Below are 15,333 nucleotides of genomic sequence, written 5' to 3'. Positions count from 1 at the left end.
ACGCTGCATGACATCACGCTGGATCTGGCTCCTCACCCGGATCACCCGCCGCATCTGGTTCCGCGCCGCGCTCTTCTCGGTCGCGGCGATCGCAACCGCGCTGGTGGCCATCCTCGTCGCCCCCTACATTCCGAGCGATCTGCCGACGCAGATCGGCGCCGATGCCGTCGACAACATCCTCGGCATCATCGCCGCCTCGATGTTGTCGGTGACGACCTTCTCGCTGTCGACCATGGTGTCCGCCTATTCCGCCGCCACCAGCAATGTGACGCCGCGGGCCACGACGCTGGTGATGGAGGACTCCACCACGCACAACGTGCTGGCGACCTTCGTCGGCTCCTTCCTCTTCAGCCTGGTCGGAATCATCGCCCTCTCGACCGGCGCCTATGGCGACCGCGGCCGCGTCGTACTGTTCGTGGTCACCATCATCGTCGTCGGCCTGATCGTCGTCACCCTGTTACGCTGGATCGACCATCTGTCGCGTCTGGGCCGCGTCACCGAGACGACGGAGCGGGTGGAGAAGGCCACCACGGCCGCCATGCGCCGACGGATGGAGAGCCCTTTTCTCGGCGGCGTGGCGCTTGGCGACATCGTGCGCGACGTTCCGGCGGCGGCACGGCCCGTGCACGCCCGCGTCATCGGCTATATCCAGCATATCGACGCCGCCGCCCTGTCGGCGATTGCAGAGGCGGCGGAGGGCGAGCTGTACATCGCCGTCCTTCCCGGCGATTTCGTCGACCCGAGCGAGCCGATGATGTTCGCCACCGGCATCGACGCTGATCGCGACGATGCGATCCGGTCCTGCTTCTCGACCGGCGACACCCGTTCCTTCGACCAGGATCCGCGCTTCGGCGCCTGCGTCCTCACCGAGATCGCCTCGCGCGCCTTGTCGCCGGGGATCAACGACCCCGGCACCGCCATCGACGTCATCGGCCGCGCGGTACGTGTGCTCGCGCTGTGGATCGAGCCGCACGGCGAGGACCAGGCGGAAGCGACGGTCGACTATCCGCGCCTGCACGTGCCGGGTATCGCCGTCGGCGACCTGTTCGACGATTTCTTCACCCCGATCGGCCGCGACGGTGCGGGACTCATCGAGGTGAACCTGCGCCTGCAAAAGGCCTTTCGCAGCCTCGCCCGGCTCGGTGACGACCGCTATGGGGACAACGCCCTGCGCCATTCCCGCCAGGCGCTGCAGCGGGCGGAAATTGGGTTGACGCTGGAGGATGAGAAGCAGCGGGTGCGGAGCTTGGCGGCCGAGGTGACGGCGGCAGCCGCCCCCGCATCGCAGGCACCGAAGCTCTGGCCGACGAGGCCGCCGGCGGGCTGATGCCGGACGCGCCCATGTTCTGGCTGAGCGCCCGAAATCTGACCCAGGCAAACCCCGAGGTGACACGCCGAAACTTTGCATCCGCGACGGCGGAACCCGAACGGATCTATCCTGTTGTAAGCACAGATTGAATTTCTGAACAGGATATCCGCGTGAACACCAGAGCAATGCTGACAGTCGCCGCCCTCATCGGTATGGGAATGACGACCACCGCCCATGCGGCATCTGCCGGAACGAATGTGTCGGGAGAGACGTCCGCACAAGTGGCGGAGTTCGATGCCGGCACGACTGGGCGAGTGACCATGACGGCGCCTCGTCTTGATCAGGGCGTGACGCTCATCAGCGACAACCAGGACACGCAGTCTCCGCAGACACGGTCCAGCATCCGCGTCGTCGGCGTGCCCTTCTTTCCGACCGACACCCAATAGGCATCGAAGTATCGGCCAACCTGCGACGGTTGGGTACCGGCACTGACGTTTCGAGCGCCGGGCATACACCTCAGCCCTGCATCGCCCTGCGATAGGCATCCCGGTCCGTGACGCGCGCGACATCGTTCTGGATCGCCTCGCTGTCCGTTATGCCCGGCGCCTTGAACATGCCGGCCCAGGAAAGTTGCGCGCCGATGTAGACGTCGGCGGCGCTGAAGCGCTCTCCGAGAAGATAGGGGCCGGGCGCGACGGCTCTCTCCAGGAGAGCGACGACATCCGACCAGGCGCCCCAGCCAATGCTGGCTTTCGGCAGCGAGGGCTGGCCCTTGCGCATCATCTCCTCGGTCAAAGCGGGCTCGAAGCAGCTTCCGCCAAAAAACAGCCAGCGATAGTAGGCCCCGGCCTCGCCTGAACCTTTTGCGGGAGCCAGGCCGGCATCGGGAAAGGCGTCGGCGAGCCAGGCGATGATCGCGGGCGCCTCGGTGATCACCGTGCCATCCGCCAGAACGAGGGCCGGGATCTTGCCCAGAGGATTGATGGCGAGAAATTCCGGCGTGCGGTTGTCGCCGGCTTCGAAGTCGATGGGCATGATGGTGTACTCAGCCCCGACCTCCTCCAGCATCCACCGGACGATGGCCGCACGGCTCTGCGGATTGTAGTAGAGTTTCACTGGGCCCTGCATCATTCTCTCCGTCAAAAGACCAGACTGCCGGGCGACCATGTCAGCAAGACGACAGCAGGAATCGAGTAGCCGTGAAACGCACCACCGCGACAGTTCCGGCCGCAGGGGTGAGGATTCATCGTCCGGGGCGAATGGCTCATCGCGCCTTCCCGCCGTCGCCGGGCGCATCCGTTCGATGGGAAAGGCCTGACGAAGTGAGCGTCGTCGTTCCGCAAAAGCGCCTGCGCACGAAGCCGAAGGTCGAACGGCCGCGGCTCTACCGGGTCATCCTCGTCAACGACGACGTCACGCCGCGCCGCTTCGTCGTCACCGTCCTCAAGGCTGAATTCGCCCTCGGCGAGGATCAGGCAAACCGGGTGATGATCACGGCCCATACCAAGGGCAGCTGCGTCGTCTCCGTCTATCCCTGGGACATCGCCGAAACCAAAGCCGCACGCGCCAGCGAGGCAGGGGCAGCAGAGGGCTATCCGCTCACTTTCACGACCGAACCCGAGGAATAGGTCAGGCCGGGGGACTTCGTGCCGCGATGCGCGCCGCATCGCGGGCGGGACGATGAATTCGTAGCGCCGATCGCCGGGGATCAGGGCGCCTTGGCGACAGGCTCCAGGGCGCGCATGACGCCCCGCAGTTCCGCAAGACCCTTCAGCCGGCCGATCAGCGAATAGCCGGGATTGGTCGCCTTTCCCAGGTCGTCGGCGAGAAGGTGGCCGTGGTCTGGGCGCATGGGGATCGGCAGGTCGTCGCCCGCCGCCCGCCGCCGCGCCTCCTCGCCGAGCAGCACGCCGATCACCGCCACCATGTCGGTGTCGCCCTCCAGATGCTCGGCCTCGGTGAAGGAACCGTCGGGCTCGGTCGTGACGTTGCGCAGATGGGCAAAATGGATGCGGGGGCCGAATTCGCGCGCCATCGCGACCGGATCATTGTCGGGGCGCGAGCCGTAGGATCCGGTGCACAGCGTGATGCCGTTGGCCGGGCTGTCGACGGCAGCGAGCAGCGCGCGCACGTCGGACGGCACCGAGACGACACGCGGCAGGCCGAACAGCGAGAAGGGCGGGTCGTCGGGATGGATGGCGAGCCTGACGCCGACCTCCTCCGCCACTGGCACCACCTGCTGCAGGAAGGTCTTCAGGTTGTCGCGCATGGCCTCGGCCGACAGGCCGTCATAGCGCGCGATCAGCCGGGCGATGGAGGCGCGGTCGTAGCTGCCGTCGCCGCCGGGCAGGCCCCGGATGATGTTGGCCTCGAGGAGCGCGAGCGCTGCTTCGTCCATCGCCGCGATGCGCGCCTTCGCCGAAGCGACGAGGGCCGCCGGATAACTCCCCTCGGCCTCGGGCCGCCGGAGAACGAAGACGTCGTAGCCGACGAAATCCATCATGTCGAAGCGCAGCGCCAGGCCCGAGGTCGGCAGGCGGTAGGCAAGGTCCGTGCGCGTCCAGTCGACCACCGGCATGAAGTTGTAGCAGACCGTCCGGATCCCGGCGCGGCCGAGATGGGCGAGCGTGTCCTTCCACGCCGAAATGGCGCGCGGCGCCTCTGCGTCGCCGAGCTTGATCGCATTCGGCATCGGGATCGATTCGCAGACGCTCCAGACGAGGCCGGCGGCGGCGATGGCCTTCTGGCGCGCGGCAATCTCCGCCGGGCTCCAGACCGTGCCCGGCGCAACGTGGTGCAGCGCCGTGACGATGCCCGTCGCTCCCGCCTGCCGGACATTGTCCAGCGTCACCGGGTCGCTCTCCCCGAACCAGCGCCATGTCTGTTCCATCACCGTCTCCTGCCTTCGCCGGGCTCCTGCCTGCACCGGGCTCCCGCCGCGCGTCCGGCTTAGCGCTTGAGGGGCGGTCATTCCAGCCCGGACCTCTTTCCGCCGACCGGCCCCTGCGCGTCCGCCCTCTCTCCCGCTACCCCTGGCCGGGCAAAACGTGCAGAAGAAAGCGCAGCCGGGAAAGAACGCCGGCAGGAACCGGGAGGACGACATGGAATTCGAACGTCGACGCGTCGGCAGCACCGATCTGACGCTGCCGGTCTACGGATTCGGCGGAGCGCCGCTGGGCAATCTGTTCCGGCCGATCCCCGACGACGCGGCGGAAGAACTCGTGACCCTCGCCTTTGCCGCCGGCCACACCTTCATCGACACCGCCCCCTTCTACGGCTCCGGCCTCAGCGAGCGCCGCGTCGGCGCCGCCCTGCGCCGGATCGACCGGGCGAAGGCGGTCCTCGCGACGAAGGTCGGCCGGCTCCTGCGCCCCGATGCGGCGCACGACGCGACGAAGGACAGCTTCTTCGACGCCTCACCCTTTCGGCCGGATTTCGACTATTCCTATGACGGCGTCATGCGGTCCTTCGAGGACAGCCTGCAGCGCCTCGGCACCGACCATGTCGAGGTCCTGTTCATCCACGACATCGGCCGGATGACGCATGGCGACAAGGCCGAGGCACGGTTTCGCGACGCCATGGAGGGCGGCTACCGCGCGCTCGACGAATTGCGCGCCGGCGGCGCGGTGAAGGCCATCGGGCTCGGCGTGAACGAATGGCAGGTCTGCGAGGACGCCATGGACCACGGCCGCTGGGACGTGTTCCTGCTCGCCGGCCGCTACACCCTGCTCGAACAGACCTCGCTCGACAGCTTTCTGCCGCGCTGCGTCCAGGAGAGCGTGTCGATCGTCGTCGGCGGCGCCTTCAATTCCGGCATTCTCGCCACCGGCGCGATCGATGGGGCGACCTACAACTACGCTCCCGCGCCGCCTGAAATCCGTGACCGGGTGAACCGGATCGAGACGGTCTGCCGGGCGCACGGCGTGCCGATGGCTGCCGCCGCGCTGCAGTTTCCGCTGACCCATCCAGCCGTCGCCTCGGTCATCCCCGGCATCGCCGCCCGCGACCATATCGCCCGCAACCGCGAACTGATCGACACCGCGGTCCCGGTCTCGCTCTGGTCTGACCTCAAGGCCGAAGGCCTGCTGCGCGCGGAGGCGCCGGTCCCCGACTGATCGCCGGGATCGCCACGAAAATCCTCTCCGGACAAAACCCCCGCCGGACAAGGGGCCGTGGCGACGGCGCCCGGTCCTGCCGTCGGGAGAGGATTTCCAGGACTCCGAATCGTCAGACGACACGTCACCGACAAAGCGGAACACTCTTGCCGCTTGAAACGATGGGATTCCTCCCGCTTCAGTCGTACGGACCGCAGGGCCAGGTTTTCGGCGGCGTCAGTCCCTCCGGCAGCCGGGTCTGTGCGTCGCCGCAGGACAGATCGACCTGCGGCTGGACGAGGCCCTTCGCGGCGGAGAGATCGACGCCCTCGATCCGGGTCAGGAACATGTAGGCGCCGGTGAAATCCAGCGATCCGGCGATGTCGGCCCCCGAGAACTCGGCCCGCGCGAGATTGGCGAAGGCGAACCGGTTGTCCGAAAGGTCCGCTCCCTTGAAACGCGCCCGCCCGAGCTCGGCCTTTTCGAAGCTCGCGCCGGAAAGCGCGGCATCGGTGAAATCGGCGCGCTGCAATTCGGCCGCCTGGAACGACGCGCCCTTCGCCGACGCGCCGGTAAAGTCGGTGCGATAGCCCTCGACGCGGGTGAAGCTCGCCTTGTCGGCGACCGCGCCGACGAGAAGGACACGCACGAGCTTCGCCTTTTCCAGGTTGGCCGAGCTGAGCTGAGCCTCGCGCAGATCCGACAGGCTGAAATCGGTCCCGACGAGATGAGCGCCGGCAAGATCCGCACCCGACAGCACGAGATTCGTCCGGTTGCAGGCGCTCCAGTCGATGGCCGGCTCCGCGGCCGCGGTGCATTCCACTGCGCCGGCAGAAAGGCTCGTCGCCAGGAGGATGGCGGTACCCGCGAGGACTCTGGTCATGAAATCTCGGCTCCTGCGATAAATCTGGGCATGCACTTTGCCAGTCACGGCCGGAGAAGTTTCGTGCCCCGTCTGCACCCTGACGTGATCATCCACCGGTGCACGCTCACCGATGCGGCTGAGGATCGGGTCCGGTTCGTATCGCGACCATCCGCATTCTCGTTCCGCATCGCATCGACGCAACGGCCGCATGGCCAAGGACAACTCGGCCTTGGCGTGACAACGTCGGTGCAAGCCGAACGCGCTCGCGCCCCGTTCGTTGCCGCCAGGCCAGCGACGAAAACAGGGCGCCGCCCGGCAATCGACCCGGCGAAACGTGGCATCGCCTCGGATTGGATGACGATGCCGCGTCACGCCTCGGCTCGTCGCCTCAGGTTCACCGCAATGAGCGGGATCGCCCGCGCCGTATGACCCCGGAGGGACAGGCGCTCGCGCGACTGCGGCCTCCTGAATGCCCTGTGCCGCGTCACGTCATTGTCATTTGGTTGGGGGATCGGCACGACGCGTGAACCAGCTTGCCCGACCGGGGCGTATCGTCTAGAAAGGCACCGTTGTCGGTTCGCCCTCATCACTTGCCCGTTCGCCCCGGCGTCCGTGACGCACCCGTAGCTCAGCTGGATAGAGCGCTGCCCTCCGAAGGCAGAGGTCACTGGTTCGAATCCAGTCGGGTGCACCAAGGCGCCTCGCCGTTTCCCATCACCGATTTCCCATCACCGCTGGATTGATCCGTTCCGAACAGGGATGGCGATCAGCTTGCAGTGCTTTGACGGCCTGTTCGGTCCGAGGATAATGTGAATCCTGTCAGCGGCTGGGAATGGCGACGCGCGCTTCGATGGAGCGAAAGAGGCGGCCGAACATCGCGCCGAGGAGGAGGTAGGCCGCGCCTGCGACCAGGAAGGTCTCGAAGGGCGCGTAGGTCCGAGTGACGAAGGCCTTCGCGGCCGCCGTCATCTCCAGGACCGTCACGGCGCTGGCCAGCGTCGAGCCCTTCATAACGAGGATAAGCTCGTTCGAGATCGCCGGGAGAATCGCGCGGTAGACCTGCGGCAGGACGATCTTCAACAGCATGGTGGATCTGCGCAGGCCGAGCGCCTGCCCGGCTTCCGTCTGGCCTTCGGGAAGTTGGCGCATCGCGCCGGCCAGAAGCTCGGCCATGTAGGCCGCCGAGTTCAGTCCGATGGTCAGGATCGCGCAGGAGAGGGCGCTCCTGAGGACGGGCCAGAGGAAACTGTCCCGAACGGCCTCCACCTGGCCGAGGCCGTAGTAGACGAGGAAGAGCTGAACGAGCAGCGGGCTACCGCGGACGAGGAAGGTGTAGGTTGCCGCGGGATGCCGGATCCAGCGCTTGCGCGACAGGAGCGCGAGGGCGAGCGGCAGTGCCAGGAGCTGACCCAGGGCAAAGCTTGCCAGGGTGATCATCAGCGTGAGGAGAAAGCCGTTCTTGATCGCCAGGAAGGCCGGACCGAAAAGTTCGATGGACATGGCGTCACCGCGTATGGGGGGTTAGGCGCAGGCGGTACGCATTGATCAGCAGCGTCGAAACCCCCGTGACCATGACGTAGAGGGCAGCGGCGGTGAGGTAGAATGCGAGGGGCTGGTGGGTGGCGCCTGCCGCAACGACCGACTTGCGCATCAGCTCTTCCAGGCCGACCACGGAGACCAGCGCGCTCTCCTTGAGGATCACGAGCCACTGGTTTCCAAGGCCCGGAAGCGCGCGTATCATCATCTGGGGCAGCACCACCAGGCGGAAGGCGCGCCACCGGCGCAGGCCGAGCCCGAGCGCCGCCTCCCACTGCCCCTCGGAAACGCTGACCAGCGCCCCCCGCAGGATCTCCGTCAGGTAGGCCGACGAGACGGCAGACAGGGCGACGATGCCGGCCGTCAGCGCATTCACCTCGACATAATCCCCGACGAGCCAGGTGAGAAATACCGTTCCCCCATAGAAAACGAGGAAGATGACCAGGAGCTCGGGAAGGCCGCGGATGAGGCCGACATATCCCGCGATGAGCTTTTGCACCGCCGGGCGGCCATAGACGGCCGCCGGTGCAAGCACCACCGCCACCAGAAACCCGACGACGAAGCTGCCGAGAGCGACGACGAGCGTCAGTCCGAGGCCGTGCAGGAGCTGCGGCGAGTATTGAACGACGGCTTCGATCATGAGGAGGCCGCGATCGGCGGCGGTTGTTCGGCGGAAGAGCGGAACCGCGTCGCGAGGGCGTCGAAGAAGGCCGCGGAGAAGCCGATCATCCGCTCGAACTGGTCGATCAGAATGTTCTCGTCGGGCGAGTGCAGCATCGCGCCGTGATGGGTGATGCCGGCGCCGAACAGGGTCGCGCCCATGTCCCGGACAAAGGCGTAGGCCGGACCGGAGGCAGGCGAGCTCGGCTGGAGAACGGGCTTCCTGCCGAACCACTCCTCGAGAAGCGCCGTGCCCAGCTCGACCGCCCAGTGCGAGGGGTCGCTGCGAACGCCGAGCATCTCGTCGTCGAGCACGGTGATGACGACGTCGGCGAAGCCGGCCGTGCCGAGATGGCGCCGGACGAGTTCGGCGATCGCCTTCGGGTCCTGTCCCGGGACGAGGCGGAAGTCGAGCTTGGCCCCCGCCGTCGCGGGCAGGACGGTCTTGGCGCCCTCGCCGTCGTATCCGCCATGAATGCCGTTGACATTGAGGCAGGGAGCAAGGTTCAGGCGCTCGTAGAAGGTCTGCGCGCTGACGCCCTGAAGGAGCCGTCCGCCGCCCGTCGCGTCCATGATGCTGTCGAGGGTGAAGGGAGGACTGCCGACAAGGGCACGAATGCGCGCGCCGGCTTCCTCGATGCCGTCGTAAAAGCCCTCGATGAGGACGCGCCCCGAGGCATCGCGCATGGAAGCCACGGCCGCAGCGATGCGCCAGAGAGGGTTGTCGAAGATCGCGCCGAGGCTGGAGTGAAGATCGGCACGCGCGGTTCGGCATGTCAGTTCGATCGCGACACAGCCCTTGAAGCCCATCAGGACGACGGGACGGCCGCTCGCGTCGATCTCGCCGTACTCCCACCAGCAGAGATCCGCCTTGGTGTCGGGAAACCGGGAAGCGAGGAAGCGTTCAAGAGACGGGCTGCCGATCTCCTCCTCGCCGTCGACGATCCAGATCAGGCGGAATGGCAAAGGCTCGGGATGGGTGTCCCGGAAGGCGCGCCAGCCCGCGAGGCGGCTGACGAACTCGCCCTTGTCGTCGGCCGATCCGCGGCCGATCAGCTTTCCGTCCCTTTCGGTGAGTTCGAAGGGCGGCGAATTCCAGAGCTCCCGCGGGTCCTCCGGCTGGACGTCGTAGTGATTGTAGATCACCAGCGTGAAGGGCCCCTGTCCCGTTTCGCCGACGACGAACGGCGCGACGTCGCCCGGCTGGAGATCGGTCTGCAATCCCGCGTCGCGCAGAAGCGCCTCGACCCTTGCCGCACACGCCTCCAGCCCCTCTCCCCTGGCGCTGACCGAGGGAATGGCGACTAGGTCGGCGAGATCGCGGCGGGCATGGGCAATGATGTCGGCGTGATGCGCCATGTGCTGGTCCCCGATGGGGAGGGGCGGCCAGTGCCGCCCCTCGCCGTCACTTCTTGGAGATGTCGTAGCCGAACCACTTCTCGGAGACCGTCTTGATGGTGCCGTCCGCCAGCATGGCGGTCACGGCGCCGTCGACCTTCGCCTTCAGCTCGGCCTTTCCCTTGCCCATGGCGACGCCCTGGCCCTTGCCGAACTCGGGAAAGTCGGCGCTCGTCAGGAGCGGACCGGCATAGACGAGCTTGTCGGCGCCGCGGTCCTTGATCAGGGGATCCCAGGCGGAGCGTTCCATCAGGCCCGCCTCGATGCGTCCGGCCGTCAGGTCGTCGGCAATCTGGTCCGGGCGGTCGTAGACGCGCACGTCGGCGCCCGGAAAATGCGCCCGGATCACCTGCTCGTGGGTCGACCCCGTCTGCACGCCGATCGCCGCGCTCGCCAGCTTCTCCACCAGCTCCGCCGCGGTCTTGGCGGACGCTGCGTCGCTTCCCGCCGGCACGACGATCGTGTTTGGAGCATCCGCATAGGCGACCGAAAGATCCACCTTCTGGGCGCGCTCTTCGTTGATGGAGATGCCGGAAATGACGAGGTCGAACTTGCCGACCTGCAAGCCCGGGAGCAGACCGTCGAAGGCCTGGTTCTCCCACGCGCAGGTGGCGCCGATCCGCTTGCAGATCTCGTCGCCGATATCCTTGTCGAAGCCGACGATCGAGCCCGAAGCATCGACCGACTCCCACGGCGGGTAGTCGGCGCTGCTGCCGATGCGGAGGTCCTCTGCCCCGGCGGTGCCCGCCATGAGGGCCAATGTCAGCGCGGTCAAAAGCAGTCTCATGCTGCACTCCTTGCTTGGGTTGTGGCTTTTCCCGGGGGCGCCCCCGAGATTTCGATGAACGGATCGCGGTGTCAGGCGGCCGCGGCGCGGCGTTCGCGCAGGAACCGCGACATCCGGGCGAGACCTTCGCGCAGAACGTGGTCGCTGTTGGCGTAGCCGATGCGCAGGTACCCCTCCATGTCCATCGCGCTGCCGGGAGTGAGCATCACCCCGGTCTCCTCCAGCAGCCGGACACAGAACGCCTCCGACGACATCGGCAGGTCGTACTTCAGGAGCGCCGTGGTGCCGGACTTCGGCTTCGTCCAGGAAATCAGCGGCTCGGCATCGACCCAGTCGGACAGGATGGCCAGGTTGGTCCTCGTGATGGCCTGGTTGCGGGCGAGGATCTTGTCCCGGTTCTCGAGCGCGATCGCCGCGAAGTGGTCGTCCAGCATCCCGACGCTGATCGTGTTGTAGTCGCGGTGGACCGAAACGGCGTGGATCAGCTCCCGCGGCGCCACGACCCAGCCCAGCCGCAGTCCGGCCAGCGAATAGGCCTTCGACATGCTCCCCGTGCTGATGCCCCGCTCGTAGAGGTCGGCGAGGGAAGCCGTCGAACCGTCGCCAGCCTGGTCGATGCCGCGATAGACTTCGTCGCACAGGACCCAGGCACCACAATCCCGCGCGATGTCGACGATCGCCTCGAGGAACGCCCGGTCCATCAACGATCCGGTCGGGTTGTTCGGGTTGTTGATGGCGATGAGTTTCGTGCCCGGCGTGGCGAGCTGGCGCAGTTCCTCGAGGTCCGGAAGGAAGCCGTTTTCCTCCCTCAGCTTCAGGATCTGGACGTCCGCGCCGTAGCTTTCCGGGATGGAATAGTGCTGCTGGTATGTCGGCAGCACCGAGATCACGCGGTCGCCCGGCTCGACCAGGGTTTCGTAGACGAGGGCGTTCGCGCCGATCGCGCCGTGCGTGATGGTGACGTTGCCGGGCTCCTGCTTTTCATAGAGCCCCGCCACCAGCCGGCGGAGCCGCTCGCTCCCCTCGATGGCCCCGTAGGTCAGCTTCATCGGGAGGAGCTCGCCGAGGATGCTGTCCGTCTTGCCCGCCATCTTGAGCAACTCGTCGACCGTCAGCGACTCGACGCAGGTCTCGGCGAGGTTCCACTCGCACTGCGTCTCGTAGCGGTTCATCCAGATCTCGACGCCAAAGTCGCGGATCTTCATGGGGCACTCCTTCGATGGGTGGATTGGGATCAGGTGCGGGCGGCTGCGAGCACGGCGGCGGCCGCCGCGATGTCTTCGAGACCAAGGCCGATCGAGCGGAAGAAGGCGGGCCTTGTCCGGCTTGGCAGCGTCGCGCGCCCGGTGACGAGTTCGGGCAGGTCGCCCAGCAGGCAGTCGGCGCTCCAGGTTCCGGCCGCCGCGGCCAGTTTCATCTCCCCTGCCGATGCCGGAGTGGTGGCGCGATAGTCGCAGTACACGTCGAGCCCGGAGAGGGCCGCCGGATCGATTTCGCGCGCATTGGCGACGTTGGTGCTGATGGAGGTGACGAGGACGCCGCCGGGCAGCCGGCCGACATCGATGACGGGGGTTCCGGACGAGGTGCAGAGCATGACCACGTCGGCGCCGGACGCCGCCTTGTCGGCATCGGTGAAGGTGACGACGGGCGTGCCGTCGGCAAGCTTGTCGGGAAGGCCGGGCTTGCGGCCCGCCGAGGGCGAACACAGGCGCACCTCGCGCCACGGTCGCACCCCCTCGGCATGGCGAAGATGCGCAAGACCGACGGCGCCGGTGCCGACGACCGTCAGGATGCCGGCATTTTTGCGCGCGAGAAGATCGACGGCAAGCGCGGTCGTCGCGGCCGTGCGCTCGGTCGTCAGGCGTTTGGAGTCGCAGAGGAGCAAGGGCGCGCCCGTCTCCATCGACATGAGCACGGTCCAGGCAGTAACCAAGGCCTTGCCGTCACCCGGGATGTAGGGGGACAGCTTGGCGCCGAAGACCTTCTCGCTGGCCAGAACGCCGAGATAGGTAATGAAATCGCCGCCATCGTGGGGGAAGAGACTGAGCGTCTGGGCCGGCTGCGTCGCAGAGCCGCCAGCAAGGGCGCGAAACATGCCCACCAAGGCGGTGCGCATATCGATCTTGCCTATTATACTTTGGATGGCGGCGTCGTCGAATACCATCGGAGGCTGGATCGTCATCTTCCGTCTCACTTCATCATCGGTACGCGTACAGGCAATCCGGAGCCACTATTCATGGAATACCGGAAGAAAAACTGTTGAAGTGCAAATACGTCTGAGTTAGAGGGACCCTATGAGCACTATATTGCGCAGTCAAGAGGGGGGCGACGTGCTGGCCCACGTTTCCGACAATCTGCGCCGGCTGCGCCAGGCGGCGGGCCTCAGCCAGGCCGCGCTTGCCAAGGCGTCCGGCATCAGCCGGCGCATGATCGTGTCGGTCGAGAACGGGGAAGCGAACATCAGCCTTTCCAGCCTCGACAAACTGGCGGCCGCAATGGGTGTCGGCTTCGTCGATCTCGTCCGCGATCCGGCGCGGGAATCGCGCGCCGACATCAACGAGGTCACGTGGCGGGGCGAGGCGCCCGGCAGCATGGCGGTGCTGCTCTGCTCCGCCCCGGCCACGACCGAGACGCAGATGTGGCTCTGGTCCCTCGGACCCGGAGACCGATACGACGCCGAGCCCGACCCGCAGGGATGGCACGAGATGGTGTTCGTGACCGAGGGCGTGCTCGACCTCCTTCTGGCCGAAGGCGTCCAGCAGCATCCGGCGGGCTCCTATGCAGCTTACCCCACCACCCAGACCTACTCCTACGCCAATACGGGATCGGTTCCCGTCCGCTTCATCAGGAACGTGGTGTCCTGAGCGCGTCGCCGAAGGGTTTTTGAAAGCTGCCGGCCGAATGGATCCACGATGACCAGCCAACCACGAGCGGGCGAACCCGCCGGCGTCCTGCTCTGCGAGGGGAATCCCCGTCCGTGGCTCCTCTTATCGCTGGTTTGTTTCGGCCGCCGCCCCGAGCGTGCCGCAGGGCGCAGGACCCGTCGCCTTCTCGCTCCCGGCCTCATGGTCACCGCCGCGCTCATGGTCGCGATCGCCACCGTCCGACACCCGGCTGGGCCGAACGCGTCGGCCGCGCCCGTTCCGTTCCCGCCGCCTCCCGCTCCCTGAAGGCCGAAACCGGTCCCCGGTCCCCCGTTCTTCCGTTCTTCCAGTTCCCCGTTCTTTCGTTCCCCCGTTCCTTCGTTCCAATGCATGAGTGACACATGAACCGGTCGTGTCCCCGCCCGTGGTGTAGCTCGACGGTAGCGTCGCCGATCTCGCCCGCGCCTTTGATTGCGCTGTAGGACGGGATTGGCGACGCGGTGGTCACCAGCGGTTTCCGGTTAGGCTTGGGTTGCGAGACCTAACCGCAACCGGAGATCCCCTGATGACCGACGACATGATGAGCCTGCGCAGCCTTCTGGAGAAGACCCCGGACGCCGATCTGTTGCGCGAGATGATCGGCTTTGCCGCCGAGCGGCTGATGGAACTGGAGGTCGGCAATGCGACCGGCGCCGGCTATGGCGAGAAGAGCGCCGAGCGCCTCGCCCAGCGCAACGGCTATCGCGACAGGGACTGGCATACCCGTGCCGGCACCGTCGAGCTGCGCATTCCCAGGCTGCGCAAGGGCAGCTACTTTCCCGGCTTCCTCGAGCCGCGGCGCATGGCCGAGAAGGCCCTGACGGCCGTGATCCAGGAAGCCTATGTCCAGGGCATCTCGACCCGTTCGGTCGACGACCTGGTCAAGGCGATGGGCATGGACGGCATCTCCAAGAGCCAGGTGTCGAGGCTTTGCGAAGAGATCGACGGCAAGGTGAAGGTCTTCCTCGAACGGCCGATCGAGGGCGACTGGCCCTATCTCTGGATCGACGCGACCTACCTGAAGGTCCGCCGCGGCGGGCGCATCGTCTCGGTCGCAGTGATCATCGCCGTCGGCGTCAACGCCGATGGCCGGCGCGAGGTGCTCGGCATGGAGGTCGGCACCTCGGAAGCCGAACCGATCTGGACCGAATTCCTGCGCAAGCTGACCCGGCGCGGCCTGCGCGGCGTGAAGCTCGTCGTGTCCGATGCGCACGAGGGCATCAAGGCGGCCGTCACCAAGGTCCTGACGGCGACATGGCAGCGATGCCGGGTGCACTTCATGCGCAACGTGCTGGCCCATGCCGGCAAGAGCGGACGCCGGGTGGTGTCGGCCTTCATCGCCACCGCCTTCGCCCAGGAGACGCCCGAGGCCGCAAGCCTGCAATGGCGCTCCGTCGCCGACCAGATCCGGCCGAAGGTGCCCAAGCTCGCCGCCATCCTCGACGGCGCCGAAGAGGATGTCTTGGCCTACATGACCTTCCCCAGGGAGCATCGCGCCAAGCTGCACAGCATCAACCCCATCGAGCGGCTGAACGGGGAGATCAAGCGGCGCACCGACGTCGTCGGCATCTTTCCGAACGACGAGGCCATCCTGCGTCTCGTCGGCGCTCTGCTGCTCGAGCAGAATGACGAGTGGGCCGTGCAGCGGGCGAGGTACATGACGCTGGAATCCGTTGCACCCTTGAGCGATGATCCTCTCGTCAGCCTGCCAGCAATGACGCGCTGATCAACCCGGCCTGGCCGGAACCGACGTGTGACGCCGTCAGCTACACCACGCTAGG

General features: G+C 66.7%; 15 protein-coding genes and 1 tRNA gene. 7 read left to right on the top strand and 9 right to left on the bottom strand.

Features of this window, described 5'->3' with window-relative positions; translation table 11 throughout:
* The first annotated feature begins 7 nt into the window (after positions 1-7).
* Together Sa4125_RS22795 and Sa4125_RS22790 are read left to right on the top strand one after the other, a co-directional pair.
* Entirely contained in the window at positions 8-1,327 is a 1,320-nt protein-coding gene (locus tag Sa4125_RS22795; RefSeq protein ID WP_224002016.1) for a DUF2254 domain-containing protein, read from the top strand.
* Between the two features lie 152 nt (positions 1,328-1,479).
* A complete protein-coding gene (locus Sa4125_RS22790) occupies positions 1,480-1,755 on the top strand; it encodes a hypothetical protein (protein WP_224002013.1) in 276 nt (91 codons plus the stop codon).
* A 70-nt stretch (positions 1,756-1,825) separates the two neighbouring features.
* On the opposite strand, the gene Sa4125_RS22785 is transcribed toward Sa4125_RS22790, so the two are convergent.
* Positions 1,826-2,437 (bottom strand): glutathione S-transferase family protein, encoded by a 612-nt coding sequence (locus Sa4125_RS22785; protein ID WP_224002011.1) that lies wholly within the window; start codon positions 2,435-2,437, stop codon positions 1,826-1,828.
* A 194-nt stretch (positions 2,438-2,631) separates the two neighbouring features.
* Here Sa4125_RS22785 and clpS point away from each other — a divergent pair, with 194 nt between their 5' ends.
* Positions 2,632-2,937 (top strand): ATP-dependent Clp protease adapter ClpS, encoded by a 306-nt coding sequence (gene clpS / locus Sa4125_RS22780; RefSeq protein WP_224002009.1) that lies wholly within the window; start codon positions 2,632-2,634, stop codon positions 2,935-2,937.
* A gap of 80 nt (positions 2,938-3,017) precedes the next feature.
* Here the strand turns inward: clpS and uxuA are convergent, their stop codons facing one another.
* Positions 3,018-4,199: a mannonate dehydratase gene (gene uxuA, locus Sa4125_RS22775; protein ID WP_224002006.1), complete on the bottom strand. Its 1,182-nt coding sequence runs from the start codon at positions 4,197-4,199 to the stop codon at positions 3,018-3,020.
* Between the two features lie 211 nt (positions 4,200-4,410).
* Between uxuA and Sa4125_RS22770 the strand changes: the two genes are divergently transcribed.
* Positions 4,411-5,424, top strand: a complete 1,014-nt coding sequence (locus tag Sa4125_RS22770; RefSeq protein WP_224002004.1) for an aldo/keto reductase — start codon at positions 4,411-4,413, stop codon at positions 5,422-5,424.
* Positions 5,425-5,602: 178 nt separating this feature from the next.
* Here the strand turns inward: Sa4125_RS22770 and Sa4125_RS22765 are convergent, their stop codons facing one another.
* Complete coding sequence (locus tag Sa4125_RS22765; protein ID WP_224002002.1) at positions 5,603-6,286, bottom strand: pentapeptide repeat-containing protein; 684 nt, start codon at positions 6,284-6,286, stop codon at positions 5,603-5,605.
* A gap of 599 nt (positions 6,287-6,885) precedes the next feature.
* Here Sa4125_RS22765 and Sa4125_RS22760 point away from each other — a divergent pair.
* Positions 6,886-6,962 (top strand) — tRNA-Arg (locus Sa4125_RS22760).
* Positions 6,963-7,087: 125 nt separating this feature from the next.
* Here the strand turns inward: Sa4125_RS22760 and Sa4125_RS22755 are convergent.
* From Sa4125_RS22755 to Sa4125_RS22730, 6 genes are all read right to left on the bottom strand, one after another.
* Positions 7,088-7,768, bottom strand: a complete 681-nt coding sequence (locus Sa4125_RS22755; RefSeq protein ID WP_224002000.1) for an ABC transporter permease subunit — start codon at positions 7,766-7,768, stop codon at positions 7,088-7,090.
* Between the two features lie 4 nt (positions 7,769-7,772).
* Positions 7,773-8,444, bottom strand: coding sequence for an ABC transporter permease subunit (locus Sa4125_RS22750; RefSeq protein ID WP_224001999.1), 672 nt, complete (start codon positions 8,442-8,444; stop codon positions 7,773-7,775).
* Positions 8,441-9,823, bottom strand: a complete 1,383-nt coding sequence (locus tag Sa4125_RS22745) for a M20/M25/M40 family metallo-hydrolase (protein WP_224001998.1) — start codon at positions 9,821-9,823, stop codon at positions 8,441-8,443. Before Sa4125_RS22745 ends, Sa4125_RS22750 begins: the two co-directional genes overlap by 4 nt.
* Before the next feature lie 46 nt (positions 9,824-9,869).
* Positions 9,870-10,649 (bottom strand): transporter substrate-binding domain-containing protein, encoded by a 780-nt coding sequence (locus tag Sa4125_RS22740; protein WP_224001996.1) that lies wholly within the window; start codon positions 10,647-10,649, stop codon positions 9,870-9,872.
* Between the two features lie 71 nt (positions 10,650-10,720).
* A complete protein-coding gene (locus Sa4125_RS22735; protein ID WP_224001994.1) occupies positions 10,721-11,854 on the bottom strand; it encodes an aminotransferase in 1,134 nt (377 codons plus the stop codon).
* Positions 11,855-11,883: 29 nt separating this feature from the next.
* Entirely contained in the window at positions 11,884-12,831 is a 948-nt protein-coding gene (locus Sa4125_RS22730) for an ornithine cyclodeaminase family protein (protein WP_224001992.1), read from the bottom strand.
* A 148-nt stretch (positions 12,832-12,979) separates the two neighbouring features.
* Here Sa4125_RS22730 and Sa4125_RS22725 point away from each other — a divergent pair, with 148 nt between their 5' ends.
* Positions 12,980-13,513 (top strand): XRE family transcriptional regulator, encoded by a 534-nt coding sequence (locus tag Sa4125_RS22725; RefSeq protein WP_224001990.1) that lies wholly within the window; start codon positions 12,980-12,982, stop codon positions 13,511-13,513.
* A gap of 565 nt (positions 13,514-14,078) precedes the next feature.
* On the top strand, positions 14,079-15,278 hold the full coding sequence (locus Sa4125_RS22720; RefSeq protein WP_224001988.1) for an IS256 family transposase: 1,200 nt from the start codon (positions 14,079-14,081) through the stop codon (positions 15,276-15,278).
* Positions 15,279-15,333 lie beyond the last annotated feature (55 nt).

Source organism: Aureimonas sp. SA4125, from assembly GCF_019973775.1.
Classification (GTDB): Bacteria; Pseudomonadota; Alphaproteobacteria; order Rhizobiales; family Rhizobiaceae; genus Plantimonas.
Note: the sequence above shows the minus strand (reverse complement) of the source record. Positions and strands in the feature narration are given on the sequence as shown.

What these genes read in the sequence shown, in the direction of transcription:
- Sa4125_RS22735 (WP_224001994.1), bottom strand. Translation starts at nt 11,854, where the DNA reads ATGAAGATCCGCGACTTTGGCGTCGAGATCTGGATGAACCGCTACGAG.
- uxuA (WP_224002006.1), bottom strand. Translation starts at nt 4,199, where the DNA reads ATGGAACAGACATGGCGCTGGTTCGGGGAGAGCGACCCGGTGACGCTG.
- Sa4125_RS22770 (WP_224002004.1), top strand. Translation starts at nt 4,411, where the DNA reads ATGGAATTCGAACGTCGACGCGTCGGCAGCACCGATCTGACGCTGCCG.
- Sa4125_RS22745 (WP_224001998.1), bottom strand. Translation starts at nt 9,823, where the DNA reads ATGGCGCATCACGCCGACATCATTGCCCATGCCCGCCGCGATCTCGCC.
- Sa4125_RS22750 (WP_224001999.1), bottom strand. Translation starts at nt 8,444, where the DNA reads ATGATCGAAGCCGTCGTTCAATACTCGCCGCAGCTCCTGCACGGCCTC.
- Sa4125_RS22765 (WP_224002002.1), bottom strand. Translation starts at nt 6,286, where the DNA reads ATGACCAGAGTCCTCGCGGGTACCGCCATCCTCCTGGCGACGAGCCTT.
- Sa4125_RS22730 (WP_224001992.1), bottom strand. Translation starts at nt 12,831, where the DNA reads ATGACGATCCAGCCTCCGATGGTATTCGACGACGCCGCCATCCAAAGT.
- Sa4125_RS22795 (WP_224002016.1), top strand. Translation starts at nt 8, where the DNA reads ATGACATCACGCTGGATCTGGCTCCTCACCCGGATCACCCGCCGCATC.
- Sa4125_RS22740 (WP_224001996.1), bottom strand. Translation starts at nt 10,649, where the DNA reads ATGAGACTGCTTTTGACCGCGCTGACATTGGCCCTCATGGCGGGCACC.
- Sa4125_RS22720 (WP_224001988.1), top strand. Translation starts at nt 14,079, where the DNA reads ATGACCGACGACATGATGAGCCTGCGCAGCCTTCTGGAGAAGACCCCG.
- Sa4125_RS22785 (WP_224002011.1), bottom strand. Translation starts at nt 2,437, where the DNA reads ATGCAGGGCCCAGTGAAACTCTACTACAATCCGCAGAGCCGTGCGGCC.
- Sa4125_RS22755 (WP_224002000.1), bottom strand. Translation starts at nt 7,768, where the DNA reads ATGTCCATCGAACTTTTCGGTCCGGCCTTCCTGGCGATCAAGAACGGC.